20 protein-coding genes are annotated in these 21946 nt (G+C 41.0%); 15 read left to right on the top strand and 5 right to left on the bottom strand.

Features of this window, described 5'->3' with window-relative positions; all coding sequences use genetic code 11:
• The first annotated feature begins 10 nt into the window (after positions 1-10).
• From B2400_RS01975 to B2400_RS01985, 3 genes are read left to right on the top strand one after another with little or no spacing between them, the layout of a single operon-like run.
• Positions 11-745, top strand: coding sequence for an MlaE family ABC transporter permease (locus B2400_RS01975; protein WP_149525011.1), 735 nt, complete (start codon positions 11-13; stop codon positions 743-745).
• Between the two features lie 4 nt (positions 746-749).
• A complete protein-coding gene (locus B2400_RS01980) occupies positions 750-1508 on the top strand; it encodes an ABC transporter ATP-binding protein (protein ID WP_293930468.1) in 759 nt (252 codons plus the stop codon).
• Between the two features lie 37 nt (positions 1509-1545).
• Positions 1546-2466, top strand: coding sequence for a class I SAM-dependent methyltransferase (locus tag B2400_RS01985; RefSeq protein ID WP_260042580.1), 921 nt, complete (start codon positions 1546-1548; stop codon positions 2464-2466).
• Between the two features lie 62 nt (positions 2467-2528).
• On the opposite strand, the gene B2400_RS01990 is transcribed toward B2400_RS01985, so the two are convergent.
• The 4 genes from B2400_RS01990 to B2400_RS02005 all read right to left on the bottom strand — a co-directional run bounded on the left by B2400_RS01990 (position 2529) and on the right by B2400_RS02005 (position 8518).
• A complete protein-coding gene (locus tag B2400_RS01990; RefSeq protein ID WP_286652119.1) occupies positions 2529-4310 on the bottom strand; it encodes a hypothetical protein in 1782 nt (593 codons plus the stop codon).
• Positions 4311-5057: 747 nt separating this feature from the next.
• Positions 5058-5900: a formyltetrahydrofolate deformylase gene (gene purU, locus B2400_RS01995; RefSeq protein WP_286652434.1), complete on the bottom strand. Its 843-nt coding sequence runs from the start codon at positions 5898-5900 to the stop codon at positions 5058-5060.
• 52 nt (positions 5901-5952) lie between these two features.
• Positions 5953-7806, bottom strand: coding sequence for a DNA topoisomerase IV subunit B (locus B2400_RS02000; RefSeq protein ID WP_293930472.1), 1854 nt, complete (start codon positions 7804-7806; stop codon positions 5953-5955).
• Positions 7807-8011: 205 nt separating this feature from the next.
• Complete coding sequence (locus B2400_RS02005; RefSeq protein ID WP_149525016.1) at positions 8012-8518, bottom strand: phosphoheptose isomerase; 507 nt, start codon at positions 8516-8518, stop codon at positions 8012-8014.
• A gap of 112 nt (positions 8519-8630) precedes the next feature.
• Here B2400_RS02005 and B2400_RS02010 point away from each other — a divergent pair, with 112 nt between their 5' ends.
• The 10 genes from B2400_RS02010 to B2400_RS02055 all read left to right on the top strand — a co-directional run bounded on the left by B2400_RS02010 (position 8631) and on the right by B2400_RS02055 (position 17819).
• The gene (locus B2400_RS02010) at positions 8631-10847 is read left to right on the top strand and encodes a helix-turn-helix domain-containing protein (protein ID WP_293930474.1); all 2217 of its coding nucleotides are present in this window, start codon (positions 8631-8633) and stop codon (positions 10845-10847) included.
• Positions 10848-10887: 40 nt separating this feature from the next.
• Positions 10888-11115 (top strand): AtpZ/AtpI family protein, encoded by a 228-nt coding sequence (locus tag B2400_RS02015; protein WP_246172455.1) that lies wholly within the window; start codon positions 10888-10890, stop codon positions 11113-11115.
• Complete coding sequence (locus B2400_RS02020; protein ID WP_149525018.1) at positions 11108-11512, top strand: hypothetical protein; 405 nt, start codon at positions 11108-11110, stop codon at positions 11510-11512. Before B2400_RS02015 ends, B2400_RS02020 begins: the two co-directional genes overlap by 8 nt.
• A gap of 88 nt (positions 11513-11600) precedes the next feature.
• Positions 11601-12689, top strand: a complete 1089-nt coding sequence (gene atpB, locus B2400_RS02025; RefSeq protein WP_149525019.1) for a F0F1 ATP synthase subunit A — start codon at positions 11601-11603, stop codon at positions 12687-12689.
• Between the two features lie 38 nt (positions 12690-12727).
• Positions 12728-12919 carry an ATP synthase F0 subunit C gene (gene atpE / locus B2400_RS02030; RefSeq protein ID WP_099367593.1) on the top strand — a complete coding sequence of 64 codons (192 nt, stop codon included), beginning with the start codon at positions 12728-12730 and terminating at the stop codon, positions 12917-12919.
• 102 nt (positions 12920-13021) lie between these two features.
• Complete coding sequence (locus B2400_RS02035; RefSeq protein WP_149525021.1) at positions 13022-13522, top strand: F0F1 ATP synthase subunit B; 501 nt, start codon at positions 13022-13024, stop codon at positions 13520-13522.
• A gap of 26 nt (positions 13523-13548) precedes the next feature.
• Positions 13549-14091, top strand: a complete 543-nt coding sequence (locus tag B2400_RS02040) for a F0F1 ATP synthase subunit delta (protein ID WP_149525022.1) — start codon at positions 13549-13551, stop codon at positions 14089-14091.
• Positions 14092-14147: 56 nt separating this feature from the next.
• Positions 14148-15722 carry a F0F1 ATP synthase subunit alpha gene (gene atpA, locus B2400_RS02045; RefSeq protein WP_293930481.1) on the top strand — a complete coding sequence of 525 codons (1575 nt, stop codon included), beginning with the start codon at positions 14148-14150 and terminating at the stop codon, positions 15720-15722.
• Positions 15723-15830: 108 nt separating this feature from the next.
• Positions 15831-16709: an ATP synthase F1 subunit gamma gene (gene atpG, locus B2400_RS02050; RefSeq protein ID WP_149525024.1), complete on the top strand. Its 879-nt coding sequence runs from the start codon at positions 15831-15833 to the stop codon at positions 16707-16709.
• Between the two features lie 429 nt (positions 16710-17138).
• A complete protein-coding gene (locus B2400_RS02055) occupies positions 17139-17819 on the top strand; it encodes a sterol desaturase family protein (RefSeq protein ID WP_293930482.1) in 681 nt (226 codons plus the stop codon).
• 124 nt (positions 17820-17943) lie between these two features.
• Here B2400_RS02055 and B2400_RS02060 read toward each other — a convergent pair whose 3' ends face one another.
• Entirely contained in the window at positions 17944-18990 is a 1047-nt protein-coding gene (locus tag B2400_RS02060; protein ID WP_293930484.1) for a 3-oxoacyl-ACP synthase III family protein, read from the bottom strand.
• 68 nt (positions 18991-19058) lie between these two features.
• On the opposite strand from B2400_RS02060, the gene B2400_RS02065 reads away from it, so the two are divergent.
• Positions 19059-19340, top strand: a complete 282-nt coding sequence (locus B2400_RS02065) for an ATP-dependent Clp protease adaptor ClpS (RefSeq protein WP_149525026.1) — start codon at positions 19059-19061, stop codon at positions 19338-19340.
• A gap of 95 nt (positions 19341-19435) precedes the next feature.
• On the top strand, positions 19436-21922 hold the full coding sequence (locus tag B2400_RS02070) for a TonB-dependent receptor domain-containing protein (RefSeq protein WP_293930487.1): 2487 nt from the start codon (positions 19436-19438) through the stop codon (positions 21920-21922).
• Positions 21923-21946 lie beyond the last annotated feature (24 nt).

Below are 21946 nucleotides of genomic sequence, written 5' to 3' on the forward strand. Positions count from 1 at the left end.
AAACCAACATATGATATTTTACTATTTTGGTGAGTACCTGTTACTATTGAAAAAGGTTTTCCGAAAACCTGAGAAATGGAAAATATACATAAGGGAAATTATTCATGAAATGACAGAGATAGGCGTAGGGTCTGTAGGGCTTATCGTGATTATCTCCACCTTTATTGGTGCCGTTATGACCATGCAGATTGCCTTTCAGTTGGTTTCTGATCTTATCCCTAGTTCCGTAATCGGACAGATTAACCGCGACTCCAATATTCTAGAATTAGGACCAACCATATCCGCATTAGTATTGATGGGAAAAGTTGGTAGTTCCATTTCATCACAAATCGGATCTATGCGGGTAACCGAGCAAATCGATGCCCTGGAAATCATGGGGATCAATGCTGCAGGATACCTTATCCTCCCAAAAATCATTGCCGGGGTAATCATGGTACCTGTGTTAGTAACAGTGGCCATTGGCTGTGCCTTGGTAGGTGGTTTATTTGGAGGGGTATTGTCCGGAGCGGTCAGTGCCGATGATTATATAGAAGGTGTCCAAGGTGGATTCAATGGTTTTACGGTGGCTGTTGCCATGGTCAAGGCATTTGTATTCGGCTTTATTATCACTTCTGTACCAGCTTACAAAGGGTTCTTCGTAAGAGGGGGCGCCTTGGAAGTAGGACAGGCAGGTACGCGCGCTGTAGTAATCGGATGTATCAGCATCTTGGCGTGTGACTACATCATTACCGCATTAATGTTATAATACAATGATTGAAGTTAAGAATATTCATAAAACTTTTGGCGATAACCATGTTTTAACCGGTATTGATGCGGTGTTCGAACCTGGAAAAGTAAGTTTGATCATTGGTGGATCCGGCTCAGGAAAGAGTACGCTCCTGAAATGTATTGTCGGTCTTCATGAACCTACCGAAGGCAAGGTGTTTTTCGATGGACAGGAATTCACGAAGATGAGTTTCGAGGAGAAGGTGCCTATTCGTAAGGAGATCGGGATGTTATTTCAAAACTCCGCGCTCTTTGATTCCATGACTGTAGAGCAGAATATTGTCTTTACCCTAGATATGTTCTCTGACATGAGCAGAGCAGAAAAGGTGGAGCGAGCAAATTTCTGTCTTGAGCGGGTAAATCTTGCCGGAAAAAATGATCTATATCCTTCTGAACTATCCGGAGGTATGAAGAAAAGGGTCGGTATTGCGCGTGCAATCAGCATGAATCCTAAATATTTATTTTGCGATGAGCCCAACTCGGGACTTGATCCTGCTACGTCTATTCTTATCGATGAATTGATACAAGAACTTACAGACGAGTTTAAATGTACTACCGTAGTCGTAACGCATGATATGAACTCGGTAATGGGTATCGGCGATTATATTCTATTCTTATTTAAAGGACAGAAATACTGGGAAGGCTCGAATCAGGATATGTTGAAGTCTGATAATAAAGAACTCAACGACTTCGTATTCGCCAGCCCGTTAATGAAAGCAGCCCGAGATACCATCAAGCAATAATGGGGGTATCCCGAATCTTTGCTCTAATTTTCTATCTTTGCAGAAAAATATCACATTGAATACTTCAACGCAAATACAACTACTTACTCCACAACACTGGAAAGATTACGAATTAATAGACTGTGGCGATTTTGAAAAACTAGAGCGCTTTGGTGACTTAATTCTTATTCGTCCGGAACCTCAAGCTGTTTGGCCAAAGAGCCTTTCTGAAGCTGAGTGGAATAAGCGTTATCATATTAAGTTTAAAGGTCGCTCGGCAACAAGCGGAGAGTGGTTAAAGAAGAACCCAAAGGCAGCAGATCGTTGGCATATTGAATATAAAAATTCCGATGTAGCTATCCGCTTCCGCCTGGGGCTAACCTCTTTTAAGCATGTGGGTATTTTTCCGGAGCAGGCAGTAAATTGGGACTATATTTCCAGTTCCATTAAATCTTTCAAAACTCCAAAACCCAAAGTACTCAATCTATTTGCTTATACAGGTGGCGCCTCGTTGATTGCGAAGGCGGCAGGTGCCGATACGACGCATGTCGACTCGATTAAGCAGGTCGTTACATGGGCGAATGAAAATCAGGAACTATCGGAACTTCAAGACATTCGTTGGGTTGTTGAAGATGCACTGAAGTTTGTGAAGCGAGAGTTGAAACGTGGAAATACCTACAACGGGATTATCCTCGACCCTCCAGCTTACGGACATGGTCCGAAGGGCGAGAAATGGAAACTCGAAGATCATATCATGGAGATGATGCGCGATGTTGTACAATTGCTGGATCCTAACGAGCACTTCCTTATTCTGAACACGTATTCATTAGGTTTTTCTTCTGTAATCGTAGAAAACTTGATAAAAACAGCCTACCCTAAGGTTGAAAATCTTGAAATCGGAGAGCTTTTTCTTCAGGCAACTGCTGGTCCTAAATTGCCATTAGGTGTCTTTGGAAAGTTCAGAAAAATAGCAAAATAGAAAAGGCCATCAATAGATGGCCAATTCCGTTTTCATAGGTAATAAGTATCTTCTCAACCGTCTTATTCAACCACAAGCGGTTTCAATTGTAATTCATAACGATTTAATTGTTCAAGGAAGTTCGCCTTCGATTCGCCGAATGCCTGCTGTACTTGCTCCTGCAATCCGCGATAGTAGGCAATGCCCTCTAACAACTGCGCATTGAATTTATTGATGTATTTCTTTTTCTTATTGTCTAGATCTGCTACGTTATTGTTGATGTAAGTGGCTAGGTGTTTTACATAGAGTTCTAGCTCATTCACAAAAAGCGATGGACGTTCCACGTTTTTTAAGACGTTTATTCGACCATAAATATGATCTACCATCTCCTTCAAACTGTAGACTTTCTTAAAGTAGGCGGTATTCGGACCCGGACAGATCGCAACAGCCTTACGTTCTCTAGGTTTTAAAATATCATATTTTAAATAGGCCGGAGCGGCTAATCCTTCGCAAAGGCACTGCTTTTCCACTATTTTATCAAATGCCTGCTGATATTCCGGTTGTGGCAGATCTTGTGCTTTCAGTTCCTTGATCTTCAGGTTTTGATACTGTCGAGAGGCTGTGCAGATCAATTCCTCGCCACAAACATTGCTGGAAACGAGATACTTTTTGGTACATGGGAAACCAGGTTTTCCCTGTTCGATACGCTGCAGGCGATTAATCTCTGCGGTGCTTTTTCTGAAATTGTTGAAAGGCACACCCAGCGGCGAGGCTTCACTGATATAGAAGTCGCTAGCATCTGCGCTCGCTAAATTCTGCAGGGTTTCTTCATCCACAGTCGTTGCTTCCGGAACCAGTAAAAATGGGGAACCCCAGCCAACTTGATCGACACCATAATGGTTCATCAAAAACTGGTGTTCCCGATTTGTACCTACACCACCTTGAACGGTGATTTTTAGGAGGGGTGTATCGTTAAAAATTATCCCTTTTTCTGCCAATGCTTGTTGGTACAATGGCAAAACCTCCTGAATCATATTAAGTTTATTTGTTTTAAACTCTTCTAGAATCGGGCCTAATAGGAAGCCTTCGGTGGCAAACGCATGTCCTCCACAGTTTAAGCCCGATTCGATACGGTATTCGGAAATCCAAATACCTTTCTTCGCTAAAAACTTAGCTTGAATAAGAGCAGATCGATAATCAGATACTTTTAAGGTTATCTTCTTATCGAATGTTCCAGCGCTGTTCGGCATAAAGGCTGGAAACTCAGCGAGGTAACTATACAGCCTAGGATTCATCCCTGCAGACAAAACCACAGATGATCGTAAGTTACTGTTCGCAAACCCACGAAGAGCAGCCGAGGCATCGGAGAATTGTTCCGGAAGCATCTCGCCGTTCTTTGCATGGTTTATCTTATCGACTTTAGACATGATGTTGACATCGATGTCGCCAGCAGTAATCTGTTCTTTAATAATTTCTGTAAGCGATTCCTTTTCTGGGCTAGGGGTTAGCGTCAGCCATGTGTTGAAAAGCTGTTTCAATCCCCCTTCCGGTAATAATCGAAAATACTGTATCGCATGATCATCCTTTAACCAATTCGCTCGCTTAATATGTCGAATTTGCTTATCGACTAAATCTTTAACCATGTTTAAATATGCGCTGATGCGGTTCGCCCGAGCATCAGGACTATATTTTTCAATCTCTTTGTAAGGTAGATTATGCTGTTTAGAATAGTAGGCTCTCAGTCGCTCAACGAGCTCATCGTCTACAATAGACATTACCGAGGAAATGCCGTATTGAGCTACTTTAAGCGGAGTGTCGACGGAAAAGGCCAATCCTAATACAGGAATGTGAAATGTATGGGTCATCTTCTTTATCTGTGCGTCGCAAATAGCAAAATTTTAAGCAAAGAAAAAGTAATGCAGCATAGGGGGAAATGTGATATACATCACACCGACGAAATAGAAGCTCCCAAGCTTCGTTGGTTTACTTCCCTTTCAAAGCCCTTTCAAACCCAATATATAACCCTATCAAAACCGCTTCCGAAGGGCTTTGATTTGGGAGTAAAAGAGGTATGGAATGGGGGAAAGTTATAGGAGACTCTACTGGGAAAGGAAGTTAAGGTAGGGGTGTTTTGAACCAAGAAAGGACGGACAGGATGCTTTGTTTTGAACCAAGAAATGAAGGGTTCAAGGATTGGCAGGATCGGGTCTGATGTCTAGTATCTAATCCGAACGGAAGGGTGTATGGATTAGAGGTCACGTATAGAGTTGGAGACGTTTAGTGAAACGTCTCTACGCATTGGCGTCCAATTGGCTTCTATACAATTTTGAACTATATAGGTGGAAATCATGACGAACCGCGTAGAGACGTTTCACTAAACGTCTCCTTTTAAACGTACGATGTCTATTCCCTGAAAAGACGTTATACCCGATCCTGTTCATCTTTTTCATCCTTCCTTTCCTGGTTCAGAAATAGTATTTAGTAGTTAGTATTTAGTATTAAGACCTATGGCGACACATCCTGTCCACCCTTGAATCCTTTCTTTCCTGGTTCAAGACAACTATAGAAAGAAATGCATGGCCGCCATAGGTCTAACTACTAAATACTAACTACTACTTAAAAACAATCGTCCTATTTCCATTCAGCATCACTCTATCTTCCGTCAGCAACTGTATAGCTCGTATGAGTACCGCTTTTTCGATTTCTTTTCCTGCTGTTCGCATACGTTGTACGTCGTAGCTGTGGTCGATTGACTTGGTGTTTTGCACGATAATGGGTCCTTCGTCGAGGTCGTCGGTGACATAGTGTGCGGTTGCTCCAATAATTTTTACACCCCGGTCATGCGCTTGCTGATATGGGTTTGCACCGATAAAGGCGGGCAAGAAGGAGTGGTGGATGTTTACGAGTTTACCTTTAAACTGGCTTACGAAGGTCGGCGATAAAATACGCATGAACTTCGCAAGGATGATATAATCGGGTTGGTAGGGTTTTATCGCTTCAGCAAGTTCGAATTCAAATTCCTCTTTTGATTTTCCTTCATGCGAGATATGATGAAAAGGGATATCGAACTTCTCTGTAAAATGTTGAAGCGTATCGTAGTTTCCGATGACGGCAGCAACGTCGGCCTGTAAGGTCTTGAAATAATAGCGAACTAAGATATCCGCTAGACAATGGTGTTCTTTGGTAACCAGGATAACGAGTTTCTTCTGTATATCCGGATTGATTGTCAGTTGGGTGCTCTCTGGAAGCTGTGCGGACAGATCTTCTTGAAGTTTGGTTTTATTGTGCAATGTTCCGCTACACACTACGCGTACGAAGAATTTTCGATCGACTTCATCCACGAACTCGCGCATCGCAACAATGTTCAGATGATGCTGTGCCAATACATTGGAAATGATGGCCACGAGACCAACTGCATCCCTGCATTGGATGAGAATTAAGGTTTGATTATGCATGTTAGGTTAGGTTGTAAATATAAGTAGGGGAGGAAATCCTCCCCCATATAGGTTATACGGCTTCTTTAGCCAGTTCTTCCTCCAGGTCAACTTCAACCCGTAGGTTGTTGACAATGTGCTGCTGACGATCTGGGGTATTTTTACCCATATAATACTCAAGCAACTGTGGAAGTTTATTGTCTTTTGAAAGAATAACAGGCTCTAAACGCATATCATTCCCTATGAATAAGCCGAATTCCGATGGTGAGATCTCTCCAAGACCTTTAAATCGTGTGATCTCAGGCTTGGCGCCCAATTTGGCGATCGCGCGCTGTCTTTCTTCATCAGAGTAGCAGTAGATTGTTTCTTTTTTGTTTCTTACGCGGAATAATGGTGTTTGCAAGATGGAAACATGGCCCGCTTTCACTAAGTCTGGAAAAAACTGCAAGAAGAATGTAATCAGGAGCAGGCGAATGTGCATTCCGTCGACATCGGCATCCGTGGCGATTACGATATTGTTATAACGTAGTCCTTCGATACCGTCTTCAATATTCAACGCGTGTTGCAATAAATTGAACTCTTCATTTTCGTAGACAATCTTCTTGGTCAGACCGTAAGAGTTTAAGGGCTTACCTTTTAAACTGAAGACTGCTTGTGTTTGTACATCACGCGATTTGGTGATGGAACCACTTGCCGAGTCCCCCTCGGTGATGAATAGGGTGGTCTCTAAATTGCGTTCATGCTTATCGCTGAAGTGAATCTTACAATCTCTCAGTTTTCTATTGTGTAGCGAAGCTTTCTTCGCACGTTCATTAGCTAATTTCTTGATACCGGCAATATCTTTGCGCTCGCGCTCCGATTGCATGATACGTTTTAATAACGCGTCTGCCGTTGCAGAATCTTTATGCAAATAATCATCCAATGCTTTTTTTACGAAGTCATTGATGAAGGTTCTGACGGTCGGCCCGTCTGGTCCAACACTTTGGGAACCCAGTTTTGTCTTCGTCTGCGACTCGAAAACCGGTTCTTGAACTTTGATAGCGATTGCGCCAATGATAGAGGCACGTACGTCTGACGCATCAAATTCCTTTTTATAGAATTCGCGGATGGTTTTTACGAGCGCCTCGCGGAATGCTGCTTGATGTGTTCCTCCTTGTGTAGTATGCTGCCCGTTGACGAAGGAATAATACTCCTCCCCATATTGCTGACCGTGGGTCAAAGCGATTTCGATATCCTCACCACGTAAGTGGATAATAGGATAGCGCATGCCTTCTGTGTCTACATTGCGCTCTAATAGATCTTTAAGACCATTTTCTGAAATGAATTTCTCTCCGTTGAAGTTGATGGTCAATCCAGAGTTTAGAAACACGTAGTTCCAGATCATATTCTCTACAAATTCTAAACGATATTTGTAGTTTTTGAAAATAGAATCGTCAGGGTAGAAAGTTACGGATGTACCGTTTCTTTGCGTTGTTTCTTTTTGTTCATCGGTTAGTAGCTCGCCTTTGCTGAATAGGGCAATACGTGTTTGTCCCTGGCGATAGGATTGTACGGTGAACTGGTTAGACAAGGCGTTTACGGCCTTTGTACCCACACCATTTAATCCAACTGACTTTTGAAAGGCTTTACTGTCATACTTACCACCGGTATTGATTTTTGAAACAACATCGACAACAGAACCAATAGGAATCCCACGACCATAATCTCGTACGGAAACCTTATTATCGTTTACTGTAATATCAATCGTTTTGCCTGCACCCATTACGAACTCATCAATTGAGTTGTCCACAACTTCTTTTAGCAAAACATAAATACCATCATCGTAAGCAGAACCATCTCCCAATTTACCGATGTACATACCTGGTCTTAACCGGATATGCTCTTTCCAATCGAGCGATCGTATACTGTCTTCGTTATATGCTGTCATAATTTATACTAGATATGAATGAACCATTGCAAAAATATAAAAAAACTTAACAGTAAACGTAATCAAGCTTTGCTGCATGTAGGAGTATTGTCTAGTCCCTTGTCGAATAATCCGCATTCTGCTAAAGGATGTGAATATTGGAATTTTGGGTGCAAAAAAAAGAGCTGTCCTTTTGGAACAGCTCTTTTCATTGGAATACCGTTTATTATTCTCCGCGGCCGAAATCGTCCTGCACGCGTACAATGTCTTCTTCATCCGATGGATTTCCTGCATCCGTATGTTGCCAAATTTCAGCAACTACGCCATAGGATTCCATACCTACTAATCGGTGTCTTTCACCTTGACTTAGGCGGATAGAATCGCCTTCTTTCAAGATTTTTAATTCATGTTCTTCATCGTTCGGGCTTGTTACTACGCCTACTTCGCCGCGAATGACGCGCCAAATTTCTGCTCTACGATGATGATACTGCCAAGAAAGACGTTTGTTCGGTCCAACAATAAGAATCTTTGGGCTCAATTTGCCAGAGATCTTTAAATCTTGAACGTCAAGTCCTTCGAAGTATGCATTGGCAAACTCCTGTGCTTGCTCCTCATTGATAACAAAGAAACCACCCCACGGTCTGTTTTGATCAACATTCTCAATCTTAAAGCCTTTCTCGGTCAACTTTGTTTCAACCTCTTGGAACAAATCATTTTTATCAATATATGCCATGGTTATTTACGTTTACATGGTGAAGATAATATAACTTTTGAATTAATACAAGCATATTTCGAAAGTCCTTCGCCCGAATTGACGTATATTTGTCCTTGTAATTTTACTTGCTATGTCTCAGAGTTTCGATACCGATAATGATGTTTTTGCTCAAGCTGTTGCTTTCGTCAATCAGACGCAACAACCTATATTTTTAACTGGAAAGGCCGGTACTGGTAAAACCACCTTCTTGAAGTTTATTCGTGAAAATAGCTATAAGAAGATGGCTGTTACGGCGCCAACAGGTGTGGCGGCAATGAATGCGGGTGGCACTACGCTACATGCATTGTTTTGGCTGCCTTTTGGTGTTTTTATTGAAGATTATCCTTTGCAATGGGGTGAAACAGATCAATTTATCTACAATAAACATCGCTTGTTCAGTACAATCAAGCTAACGAAACAGCGTCGCGCTATTCTTCAAGAGCTGGAGTTGTTAGTTATCGATGAGGTGTCGATGGTACGTGCGGATACGCTGGATGCGATCGACGTAATCCTAAAAAGCGTCCGTCGGGATATGCGTCCCTTTGGTGGTGTGCAAGTTCTGTTCATTGGCGACTTATATCAGCTTCCACCCGTAGTGCAGGACAGAGAATGGCAGGTATTGAGAGATTACTACAGCAGTATGTTTTTCTTTGATGCTAAGGTATTCAAGCAACATCCGCCGATATTGATCGAGTTAAAAAAGATTTATAGACAACAGGACGATGCCTTTATTCGTGTGTTGAATAGCATTCGCAATAATGAGACGAGTGCTGAAGAGTTAGAAGAACTGAATGCCCATTATAAACCGGATTTTGTTCCGGAAAAAGACGAGCAATACATTACGCTGACTTCACATAATCGCCTAGCTGATCAAATAAATCAGGAAAAACTAATGAGCTTGGATACGAAGCTACATCAGATAAAGTCGCTGATTAAGGACGATTTTGGTCAGTCGATGTTTCCTGCCGACGAGAATCTGAGTTTGCGAATCGGTGCACAGGTGATGTTCATTAAGAACGACACAGGGGAGGATAGACGTTATTACAACGGGAAGATAGGTACGGTTAAGGATATTAATTTAGATAAGCATCAGGTAATCGTTTCTTTTCCAAATGATGAGGAAGATGTCGTGGTGAAGCGGGAGACTTGGGAGAATATTCGGTATTCCTACAACAAAGGGGATGATAAGATTGAAGAAGAAGTGTTAGGTACCTTTTCGCAATTCCCTTTGCGGTTGGCTTGGGCAATCACGATACATAAGAGCCAGGGATTGACGTTTGAGAAGGCTATCGTTGATGCAGGGACTTCTTTCGCGGCTGGGCAGGTCTATGTTGCCTTGAGTAGATTGACGGGCTTAGAGGGTTTGGTATTGCGTTCTAAGATTTCTCCATTTGCTATTCGCACCGACCATCAGGTGGTGAACTTTATGAAGCAGATGGCCGCTATGGGTAATCTAGATGATATCCTGCAGAAGAGCAGGCAGAATTATTTAGGACAGATTCTTTTGCACTCTTTCCGTTGGCACCAATTGACGGACGAATTCGAGAAACTTGTGGAAGAGTATCGCGACAAGAAGATGGAACAGAAGGAAGAGGCGATTACGGTATTAACGGGCATTTTAGATGCGCTGAAAAAACAAGAACAGGTGGCGAATAAATTTATGACTCAACTGCATGGACTATTGAGCAAACGAGAGGAAATTGATTACGACCTGATCTGCGATCGTTCTAAAGCTGCGGTGAATTGGTTTTTGCCAACCTTTGAAAAAGATTGCTTGCAGGCCTTGGAAGCCCATTTAGAAGCTTGGAAGGTCAAGAAGCGCACGAAGAAGTATGTGACTTTGTTGAAGGGCTTGTTGTTAGATTTCAAACGTAAGTTTGAGCAACTGAAGCACAGCTTGACGATTGCGGAGGCATTGACCAAGTCGAATGATCAAGTTTCGGAGGAATTGTTGACTTGGGCGAAGCCAAAGGATGATCTGCCGAAGGAGTCTGAGAATGAGAAGGAAAAGGATACCAAGTCGATTACCTTAGAGATGTTTCAGGATGGAATGGAGATTGCGGAAATTGCTGAGAAACGCAATATGGTTGTAGGCACTATTTATGGGCATTTAATCAATTTCATGGGTACCGATCTAGAGGCGACCGACCTGATGACGGAAAAGGAGCTAACACAGATTGTTACACTGATAGAAAAGAATCCCGAGGCGACAACATTGGAGCTGAAGACCATGTTAGGGTCTGATGTGGATTACCCGGCAATTCGGATAGCACAAAGACACGTGGAAATATTGGCAGAGAAGCCATAGCGTAGGTATAAATAATTATATTTGCTGAAATCGAATACCTTTGAAAGAAGAAAAATCAAACAAGAAAGTAAATAAGTGGTTGGTTTTCACGAGTATGCCTTTTCAAATGGGCGTGACTATTTATGCTTTCTATTGGGTTGGGACTTGGCTAGATGGTAAATATCAAGTTGAGGGAGAGTGGTGGATGAAGGGATTGACGATGCTGGGTGTGTTGGTTTCGATGTACCAATTTATTAGACAGGTAAACTATATCAATAAAAATGAATAAAATTTTCGAATTCTTAATCTACTTGGTTGTTCTGACGGGTATTGCCTATGGGCTGCATTATTTTATCCTTAAGATTAATGATCAAGATCATTGGTGGATTGGAACAGACTATAGCTTGGCGAGCATGTATACCTTTGGTGCGGTGTCTTCTTTAGTGATGATTTTATTCCTTTATGGCGCCGAATATGCGATGCCAAAACAACTGGGTTTTGTATTCCTTGGAGCCATGTTATTGAAGTCCGTAGCGAGCTATATTTTTATTCATTCTGGCCTAGATTTATTGGAGAATAATTTCATCGAGTTGAATTTCTTAGGCGTATTCTTTTTATACCTCTTTTTCGACGTCTATATTGCATTTCGTCTACTTAATACGGAAGGTCGCAATGTGGAAAAGTAAATTTTCAAAAAGTTTTCATAAATGTGAACTAATGCCAAATAAAATTGTATTTTTGCGCAAAATTTGTCATAATTCAACACTAGTTAAAATGGTGAGTCTTAGAAGAGTACTTTTATTTATCGCAGTATTATTTATCGCTGTAAGCCCATTTCGCTCGTTCGCTGCTGAGGAAGCACACGGAACTGAGGGAAAAACAAAAGACCAAGAAATCAAAGAACACATTGATCATCACTTACAGGATGATTACTATTGGACGTTCTTCGTGGATAAAGAAGCGAACAAGCATTATGGCTTCGCTCTTCCTGTAATTTTGATTGACAACGGTCTTCATGTGTTTTCAGCTGCTGAATTCGAACATGGCGATAAAGTAGTTGAAAAGGCTGGAAATTATTACAAACTATACCACGGTAAAATCTATAAAACTGATGCTGCCGGCACGATTACCTATGATGATAAGCATCATGCAACGAATGAAAAACCATTAGACTTCTCCATTACAAAGAATGTTTTAGGTTTAATGTTGACAGCAGTGTTGTTGTTCATCGGCTTCATCGGTTTAGCAAAAACTTATAAAAACGGTGCTAACGCTATCCCTAAAGGTTTCGCACGTGTATTAGAACCATTAGTGCTTTACGTTCGTGACGAGATGGCAATCCCTAACATCGGTCACCGCTACAAAGAATTTATGCCGTACTTACTTTCGGTATTCTTCTTAATCTTCACTTTAAACTTATTAGGATTGACTCCACTTGGATTCAACGTAACAGGTAATATCTCCATCACATTGTGTTTAGCTTTATTCACGTTCGTAATCACGACGTTCAAAGCAAACAAAGACTATTGGAAACACATCTTCTGGATGCCTGGTGTACCGGTTCCTTTTAAATTCGTATTAGCTCCTATCGAGGTTCTAGGTATGTTTACTAAGCCTTTCTCGTTGATGCTACGTTTGTTTGCAAACATTACAGCAGGTCACTCTGTAGTAATGGGATTAATTGCAATCGTTTACTTATTCCAACATCAATTAACTATCCCTGGAAGTATCGGTGTATCGATGGTATTAACATTGATTTTATTCTTCCTAGAGTTATTGGTTGCATTTTTACAAGCGTTTATCTTTACCATGTTGTCATCCCTATTTATCGGTATGGCAGTAGAAGAACACGCTCATCACTAGTAGAATTTTTTTGTTAAATTATATAAATAATAATTATTATGATCCCAAATTTAGTAGGTGCAGGTTTAATCGTAATTGGTGCAGGTTTAGGTTTAGGTAAAATCGGTGGTTCTGCAATGGAAGCTATCGCTCGTCAACCAGAAGCAGCATCAAAAATTCAAACTGCAATGATCATCATCGGTGCCCTTGTTGAAGGTTTAGCATTCGGTGCTTTAATCTTAGGTAAATAAGCCCCAAGATTTGAAAAAAATAAGCATAACTTGTAACGGTTGGTTGCAAGTTATGTTTTAACAAAAAAAAGAACTTAAAATCTATATTTTATACATACATAAATGGACGCATTAATTAATCAGTTTTCGTACGGTCTGTTCTTCTGGCAATTGATCATCTTATTGATCGTTATCTTTATCCTAGGTAAGTTTGCTTGGAAACCTATTGTAAACGCTTTAGAAGAGCGCGAAAAAGGTATTTCTGATGCTTTAGCTTCCGCTGAGAAAGCGAAGTTAGAGATGGCGCGTTTAACGAACGAGAATGAGGCTTTATTAAAGCAAGCTCGTGAAGAACGTGATATCATCTTGAAAGAAGCAAAAGAATTGAAAGATAAGATTGTTGCTGAAGCGAAAGAAGTAGCTCAAGCAGAAGGTGGTAAAATCATCGAGCAAGCAAAACGTGAGATCGAAGACCAAAAACAAAAAGCTTTAGCTGAGGTTAAAAATCAAGTGTCTGCATTATCTTTGGATATTGCTCGTAAAGTATTAAGCAAAGAGTTTGAAGATCAAAACAAACAAGAAGCATTAGTTTCTGATTTGTTGAAAGATGTGAAATTAAACTAATTGCTTACCAAATTAAGAATTAACGTATGTCAGTTTTCAAAGTAGCTTCAAGATATGCCAAATCATTAATTGATTTGTCAAAAGAGCATAACAACTTAGACGAGATTAAGGGCGACATGGAAGAAATCGTGTCGATCATTAAATCGAGTACCGAGTTGCAAGCTGTTTTAAAGAACCCAATTATCAAAACAGATAAGAAATTGGCGATCTTGAACGCATTATTCCAAGGTAAGGTGAAGCCAGAGATTATTGGTTTCTTCAATATCATGGTGAAAAAAGGACGTGCTGAATTGGTATTTGCTACTGCGCAGGAGTTCATCGCCGAGTACAACGAAGTGAAGGGCATTGTGAAAGCAGAAGTTACTTCAGCAGCTCCGCTATCGGAAGATAATTTACAAGCTTTGCGTACTGCTATCGCTCAACAAATCAATAAAGAGGTAATCTTGTCTAACAAGGTTGATAAGTCTTTAATTGGTGGTTTTGTTGTTCGCGTTGGTGATAGACAAATTGATGCAAGCATCAACGGTAAATTAGAGAAATTAGAAAGACATTTCGCAGGGCAGAATTAATAGGCCTAGCGAGACAAGAAATAATAGAATAAAAACCCCTTATACGAATTTAAACAATGATAGAGGTAAGACCAGATGAAGTTTCGGCAATTCTAAGAGAGCAATTGTCAGGCTTTAAGTCAGAGGCCGAATTAGAAGAAGTGGGTACCGTATTACAAGTAGGTGACGGTATTGCACGTATTTACGGCTTAACAAAAGTTCAATCAGGTGAGTTGGTTGAGTTTGCAAACGGATTACAAGGTATCGTGATGAACTTAGAAGAAGACAACGTGGGTGTCGTAATTTTAGGTTCTTCAGATGAAATCAAAGAAGGTGATACTATCAAACGTACTAACCGTATCGCATCTATTAAAGTAGGTGAAGGTATGTTAGGCCGTGTAGTAAATACTTTAGGTCAACCAATCGATGGTAAAGGACCTATCGCTGGTGAAACATATGAAATGCCTATCGAGCGTAAAGCGCCAGGTGTTATCTACCGTCAGCCAGTAACTGAGCCATTACAAACTGGTATCAAAGCGATTGACGCGATGATTCCAATCGGTCGTGGACAGCGTGAGTTAGTAATCGGTGACCGTCAGACAGGTAAAACTGCGGTATGTATCGATACTATCTTGAATCAAAAAGAATTTTATGATGCTGGTCAACCAGTATACTGTATATATGTTGCTGTAGGTCAAAAGAACTCTACAGTTGCTAACATCGTACGTACATTGGAAGAAAGAGGTGCAATGCCTTATACAGTGATCGTGTCTGCATCTGCAGCTGATCCAGCTCCAATGCAGTTCTACGCGCCAATGGCGGGTGCTGCAATCGGTGAGTTCTTCCGTGATACAGGTCGTCCTGCATTAATCGTTTATGATGATTTATCTAAACAAGCAGTGGCTTACCGTGAGGTGTCATTATTATTAAAACGTCCTCCAGGCCGTGAGGCATACCCAGGAGACGTATTCTACCTTCACTCTCGTTTATTAGAGCGTGCTGCGAAGATCAACTCTTCTGATGAGATTGCTCGTAATATGAACGACCTTCCTGAGTCTATCAAGCACTTAGTTAAAGGTGGTGGTTCATTAACAGCTCTTCCTATCATCGAAACTCAAGCGGGTGACGTATCAGCTTATATCCCGACTAACGTAATTTCGATTACTGACGGTCAGATCTTCTTAGAGTCTAACTTATTCAACGCAGGTATCCGTCCAGCGATCAACGTAGGTATTTCGGTATCACGTGTTGGTGGTAATGCGCAGATTAAGTCGATGAAGAAAGTTGCTGGTACATTGAAATTAGACCAAGCTCAATACCGTGAGCTAGAGGCTTTCGCGAAATTCGGTTCTGATCTAGATGCTGCTACTAAAGCAGTATTAGATAAAGGTGTTCGTAACGTGGAAATCCTTAAACAAGGTCAATACTCACCAGTTGCTGTAGAGAAACAAGTTGCTATTATTTACGCAGGTACAAAAGGTTTATTACGTGCTGTTCCAGTAAATAAAGTAAGACAGTTCGAAGAGGAGTTCTTAACTCAATTGGAGCAACGTCATCCAGAAGTATTATCTGCGTTAAAAGCAGGTAAGTTCTCCGATGAGTTGACTGATGTATTAGAAAAAGTAGCTAAAGAATTAGCTTCTAAATATTAATTAGACATTAGAGTATAGACATTAGATCTATAGAGTAGGGTGGGCGATTTATTCTTAATGGATAGTTCACTCATCTGAAATCTAAGATCCTATATCTAAAAAAGAAATATGGCAAACTTAAAAGAAGTTAGAAATCGTATTACCTCCGTAACATCAACTCAGCAGATTACGAAAGCTATGAAAATGGTTTCCGCTGCGAAGTTGAAGCGTGCGACAAATGCTATTGTGCAATTACGTCCTTATGCAAACAAGTTGAGAGACATTTTAGCACAAGTTTCAGCATCTGTAGAGGGTAATAATTCGCCTTATACACAAGATCGTATCCCTACAAAGGTTATGGTTATTGTGGTTACCTCGAATAGAGGTTTGGCAGGTGCATTCAATGCGAATGCCATTAAGACTGCCAACAACTTGATCGCTGATAAATATGCAGATCAATTTGCAAGAGGTGATGTTAGTATTATTGCTATCGGTAAGAGAGGTCATGATTTCTTTAGCAGACGTAACTTTAATGTAATTGGAAACCATAATGAACTATTCAACAACTTAGACTTTGAAAATGTGTCTAAAGTGACAGAATATGTTATGGATCAATTCAAGGAAGGTAATATCGACCGCGTAGAGGTTGTTTATAACCAATTCCGCAATGCTGCAGTTCAAATCCTTACTTCAGAGCAAATCTTACCTCTGCTACCTGAAGAAAAAGAAGAGAATGTTGCAGAACTTGATTACATTATCGAGCCTTCTAAAGAGAAGATTATTGAAGAGCTAATTCCTAAAGCAATTAAGATTCAGCTTTACAAAGCTGTTCTTGATTCTAATGCTTCAGAACATGGTGCTCGTATGACTGCAATGGACAAAGCAACTGAAAACGCAGGTGATCTATTGCGTTCATTAAAATTGTCATACAACCAAGCTCGTCAAGCTGCTATTACTACTGAGTTAACAGAGATTGTTTCCGGTGCTGCAGCGCTATCAAACGGATAAGCATAACAAATATTTGTATAAGGAAAGCCGCTGACTTAGTCAGCGGCTTTTTTAGTATATAGTAGTTAGTATTTAGACCTAGGGCTGATATTATATTTTAGATATCAGATGTAGGTTATTAAGGATTGTGGATATGTATTTCTGAGAAAAGGTATCTAGGAGAGGAGAGATGGTTTGGAGGTGTCTTATATTTATTGTATTACACCTATTCTCTCATACATAGAATCTAATTCCAACCCTAGGTCTAAATACTAACTACTAAGTACTAACTACTATTTCTGACTTTTATCTAAAAATTGTCAAAATATTAGCTAATTCAAGAGCGCCCAACCATTTTTAAGTACATTTGTTCTAATTCAATTAGGCTAGCCGAACGCTATTGCGGCTAGATTATTAACTATTAGGGTTTACTTTTTTAATAGATGTACTATGGCGAAGAAGTTATATGTTTCGAATTCTACGGGATCCTCACGAATGTTTAAGAACGATTTTTTGGAGTCCTTAACCAAAGTTCACTTTACAGTTCCACTTATCTTTTGGATACCGGTTATCATCTATTTTATATGGAAAGCTTCAGCTCAAGGAGGGATGACGGCGGGCGCCATAGCCTTGTGGTTTATCTTCGGACTAGCTTTCTGGACGTTAGCAGAATATGTTCTTCATCGTTGGGTATTTCATTACGAACCTACTTCAAAGTTCGGTCAGCGTGTTCACTTCATCTTCCACGGCGTACATCATGACTTTCCGAAGGATAGATTGCGTCTAGTTATGCCATTATCAGCCAGTATTCCAATGGCTACTATTATTTATATTCTATTTAGTTTTTTCTTTGCCGAGTTTACCTTGGCGGCGTTCTTTGCTGGATTTCTCTTAGGATACTTGATTTATGACGAGAGCCATTATGCGATGCATCATGCAAATTTCAAATCCGGACTCTTTAAGAGAATAAAAGACCACCATATGTTACATCATTACTCAGATCCTGAAAAGGGATTTGGCGTAAGTTCGTCGATTTGGGATGTCTTTTTTAATTCGAGATTTCCTAAAAAGAAATCAGCGAAGAGCGTAAAGACTGAAAAGCTTTCCCAAGAGTCAGTAGAGAACGCATAAAAAGAGCGGACTATCGATTTCGATAGCCCGCTCTTTTTATCTGAAAGTGTTTGTTTTCAGAAGCCATCATGAACTTTCATCCCTGTTGGTGTTTCAATGACAACATGAGAGTTTTATTGGGTTATTACCAGCGAATTAAAGCTGATCCCCAAGTAAACCCAGCGCCGAAAGCTGCTAAACATACCAGGTCGCCATCTTTGATTTTCCCTTGTTCCCAAGCCTCACAAAGTGCGATCGGAACAGAGGCAGCTGTAGTATTACCATATTTCTGAATATTGTTGAAAATCTTCTCATCCGGTAATCCCATTGTCTTTTGTACAAATTGGGAGATACGTAGGTTTGCCTGATGCGGAATCAACATATCGATGTCGGTCGGTTTCAAGCTATTCTTTGCTAAGGCTTCCCCGATAACTTCAGGGAATTTCACGACTGCTTTTTTGAATACTGCTTGTCCGTCCATGTATGGGAATGCAGAACCATCCTCCAACATTTCTTTCGTCATCAACATACCGCCCAACTCTTGCTCTGGCCATGCTGGAGGATTTTCCAAATAACAGCCAGCAGAAGCTCCAGGATAATACATCGCTAGTTTCTCAGCTTCAGCACCGTCGGAGTGAAGATGTGTACTTAGGATGCCTTTTCCAGGTTCTATAGTCGGTTGTAACACGACCGCACCAGCACCGTCTCCGAAGATAACAGATACTGCGCGTCCGCGTGTTGAAAAGTCCAGTGCGAAGGAATGCTTCTCAGATCCTACCACAAGAATATTCTTGTACATACCGGTCTTAATAAACTGATCGGCAATAGATAGTGCATATACGAAGCCCGAACATTGATTTCTGACATCCAATGCACCGACTTCTTTCATTCCCATCTCTCTTTGTAACAAAACGCCACATCCGGGGAAGTAATAATCAGGAGATAATGTTGCGAAAATAATAAAATCGATTTCCTCAGCAGTTGTATTTGCCCGCTCGATCGCAATTTTAGAAGCCTCAACTGCCATGCTCGTTGTAGTCTCCCCAACGCGGTCGGCGAATCGTCTTTCTTTGATACCCGTACGTTCCTGGATCCATTCATCAGAGGTCTCCATAAAACGTGTCATATCGTTATTGGTATATACATTCTTAGGGACATAGTAGCCTAGTCCAGCTATTTTTGATTGAAACATAGGGTCTTTATTAGTAAACAGTTCGCCAAAATTAAGGAATTATTTGAAAAATAAGCTATTTTTGCATTATGAGCGTAGAGGTAGAAACCGAGGCATTTACACTTGAAGAAATACTAGCCGTAACCAAGGAGTCCAATCGATTGATCTTATGGAACGATGATATCAATACCTTCGATCATGTGATCGAATGTTTGATGCATTATCTGCAATATGGCGAAGAAGAAGCTGCAAGAATAGCTTGGACGGTTCATACCAAAGGAAAATGCGCCATTCTCGAAGGCTCCTATACAGAAATGGAAGTTTATCGAAAGATCTTAAAGTCTGAGGGACTTACCGTTAGCATTGAGTAAGGGGCTAAGACACACGTAATAATGCAGTTACGATAGGCTCAGTTCCCCCTTTATTGTGCAATTTTGCATCTTATCACTAGAAACGAAGATATTGCATGCAGAAGAATCATCTACTCCTCATCCTATTCCTATTTCCATTTATTTTATTTGCTCAGAAGGGTATTATCCGTGGAACTGTTTATGAACAAGACGGAATAACATTAGCCATTGGTGCGAGTGTCAATCTAATTCCTGCGGCCGCGCAGGGTGCTCAAAAAGGTCAGCAAACAAGCAATGCTGGAACATTCAGATTTGAAGACCTAACGGCAGGAACCTATCGTATACAAATAAGTTTTCTTGGACATGAAACCTACAACAGAGGTAGTATCAGCATTACAGCGAACCAGGATTTCAATCTTGGAAAGATCACGCTTTTGGAAGATGGTAAGCAGATTGAAGAAGTCGTAGTTCAAGGAAGGGTGCCGGATTTGCAGATTGGAATCGACAAAAAGGTATTCGATGTATCCCAAAGTACAATCAGCATTGGGGGAAGTGCGCAAGAATTGTTGGGCAATGTGCCAACCTTGCAGGTCGAATCTGACGGTGCGATCAGTCTTCGTGGTTCTACATCGGTACGTATTTTAGTCGATGGCAAGGAGTCTGCAATGGCAGGTTCTGACATCAATGCCTTCTTACAGTCTCTGCCTGCTGAGGCGATTGATAAGGTGGAGATTATCACCAACCCCTCTGCGCGCTATGACGCCGAAGGGCAATCGGGTATTGTTAATATCATCCTAAAGAAAAATGCACGATTGGGACTGAACGGTTCGGTGAATGCTTCTGTAGGTAATTATGAAAATGCAAACGGTGGTGTTACATTGAACTACAGACCGGGTAAAGTGAATTACTTCGGTAGCTACAACTTCGCCAGAAGAAACTCAATGGGCGATGGTTTCAATGATAATACGGAATATATCAACGGACAGGTTACGGATTTAAGTCCGCGCACGCGTAGCGAAGACGAGAGCTCCCGATTAGGCTACAACCACACTATACGTTTGGGATCTGACTACTATATCAATGATAAAAATTCACTTAGTATTGCCGGAAACTTCAGTATCCGCGATAATGAACGCGGCCGTAAGATCAATTATCAATATTGGAACATTCCTGAATACGGTGCAAGCAGTTTTAGAAACGCGATGCAGGAAGAGCAGGATTTCGGAGTTGATGCACAGTTAGACTATAAGCGTACTTTTAAACGTGAAGGCGAAGAGTTAATGGCGAACGTCTCATTCGGTTATGACACGGAAGATGGTACAAACGATTTCCACCAAACCTATGCAAGCGGCATCGCTGATTTAAGACGTCAGAATACCACTTCTGAGCTTGGCAGAAACTGGAACTTCCAATTAGACTATACGCTCCCATTAGGCGAGGATCATAAGTTTGAAGCTGGCTACCGCTCTATCTTACGTTATGCGGATGAAAGCCAGTATTCCGCACTATTAGACACCATCACGAATGAATTCGCGACAGATTTTTCGGTTACGAATGATTTCGATATGAGCAGTGCTGTACATGCGCTGTATGCCAATTATCAACGTAAATTGACCGACCGATTAGGAGCACAATTAGGTTTGCGCGCCGAACAGGCTTATTTAAATACCAGCATCTATTCTTTTGATGAAGATGCGCCTACAGTACCTATCCGTGCTGATGGAAAATTAGATTATTTCCGCTTATATCCAAGTGTATTCTTGAGTTATGGCGTGGGGGAAGCGAAGACGGATAAGATACAGTTAAGTTATTCACGTCGCGTACAACGTCCTAGAGGGTGGCAGGTGAATCCATTTATCAACATGTCAGACGAGCAGAACTTTATGCAAGGAAATCCAAACCTATTGCCGGAGGATATCCATGCCATGGAGTTAGGTTTCTCTAAATTCTATGATAAATGGAATTTCGTAGCTTCTGCTTTCTATCGTCGTGTAAATGATGAAGTACAACCGGTATTGTACGATCCATCCATGATTTCGGAAATTGTGGGCGACCGCACAAATGTGAATTATTCAAAATGGGAAAATGCCTCCGATATGGATGTTGCCGGTTTCGAGTTGATCTCCAAGGTCAATATTTTTAGCTGGTGGGATGTTACAGGAAACTTAAACTTATCTTCTATCAAATTCAATCCTAAACCGGGGTTGGGATTAAACGAGCGTGAGTCCTTCAACTGGAATGGAAACCTGACCACGAACGTGAAATTTACGCCTACTTTTTCTGCACAAATTCGTGGAGATTATCGCAGCGGCATGAAAACCATGCAAGGGCAGATGGAACCGATGAAAGGGGTGGATGTAGCGCTTAAGAAAGATATCTTAAAGAATAAAGGTACCTTAAGCTTGAATGCAAGAGACGTGTTCAATACACGTAAATTTGAAATGAAAAACTATCTAGCGGATCGTCAAATGCATTTCTCACACCGTTGGATGCGTAGAATGGTTACTCTTTCATTCTCTTACCGTTTCGGTATTCAAGACTTAAATAAGAAAGAGAGAAGAGAGCAAAACGATATGGGCGACATGGAAGGACAGCAATTTTAAACCTTGCATTTACGATTTGTTTCA

Origin of the sequence: Sphingobacterium sp. UBA6645 (assembly GCF_002455685.1) — a bacterium.
In the GTDB taxonomy this organism is placed as follows: domain Bacteria; phylum Bacteroidota; class Bacteroidia; order Sphingobacteriales; family Sphingobacteriaceae; genus Sphingobacterium; species Sphingobacterium hotanense.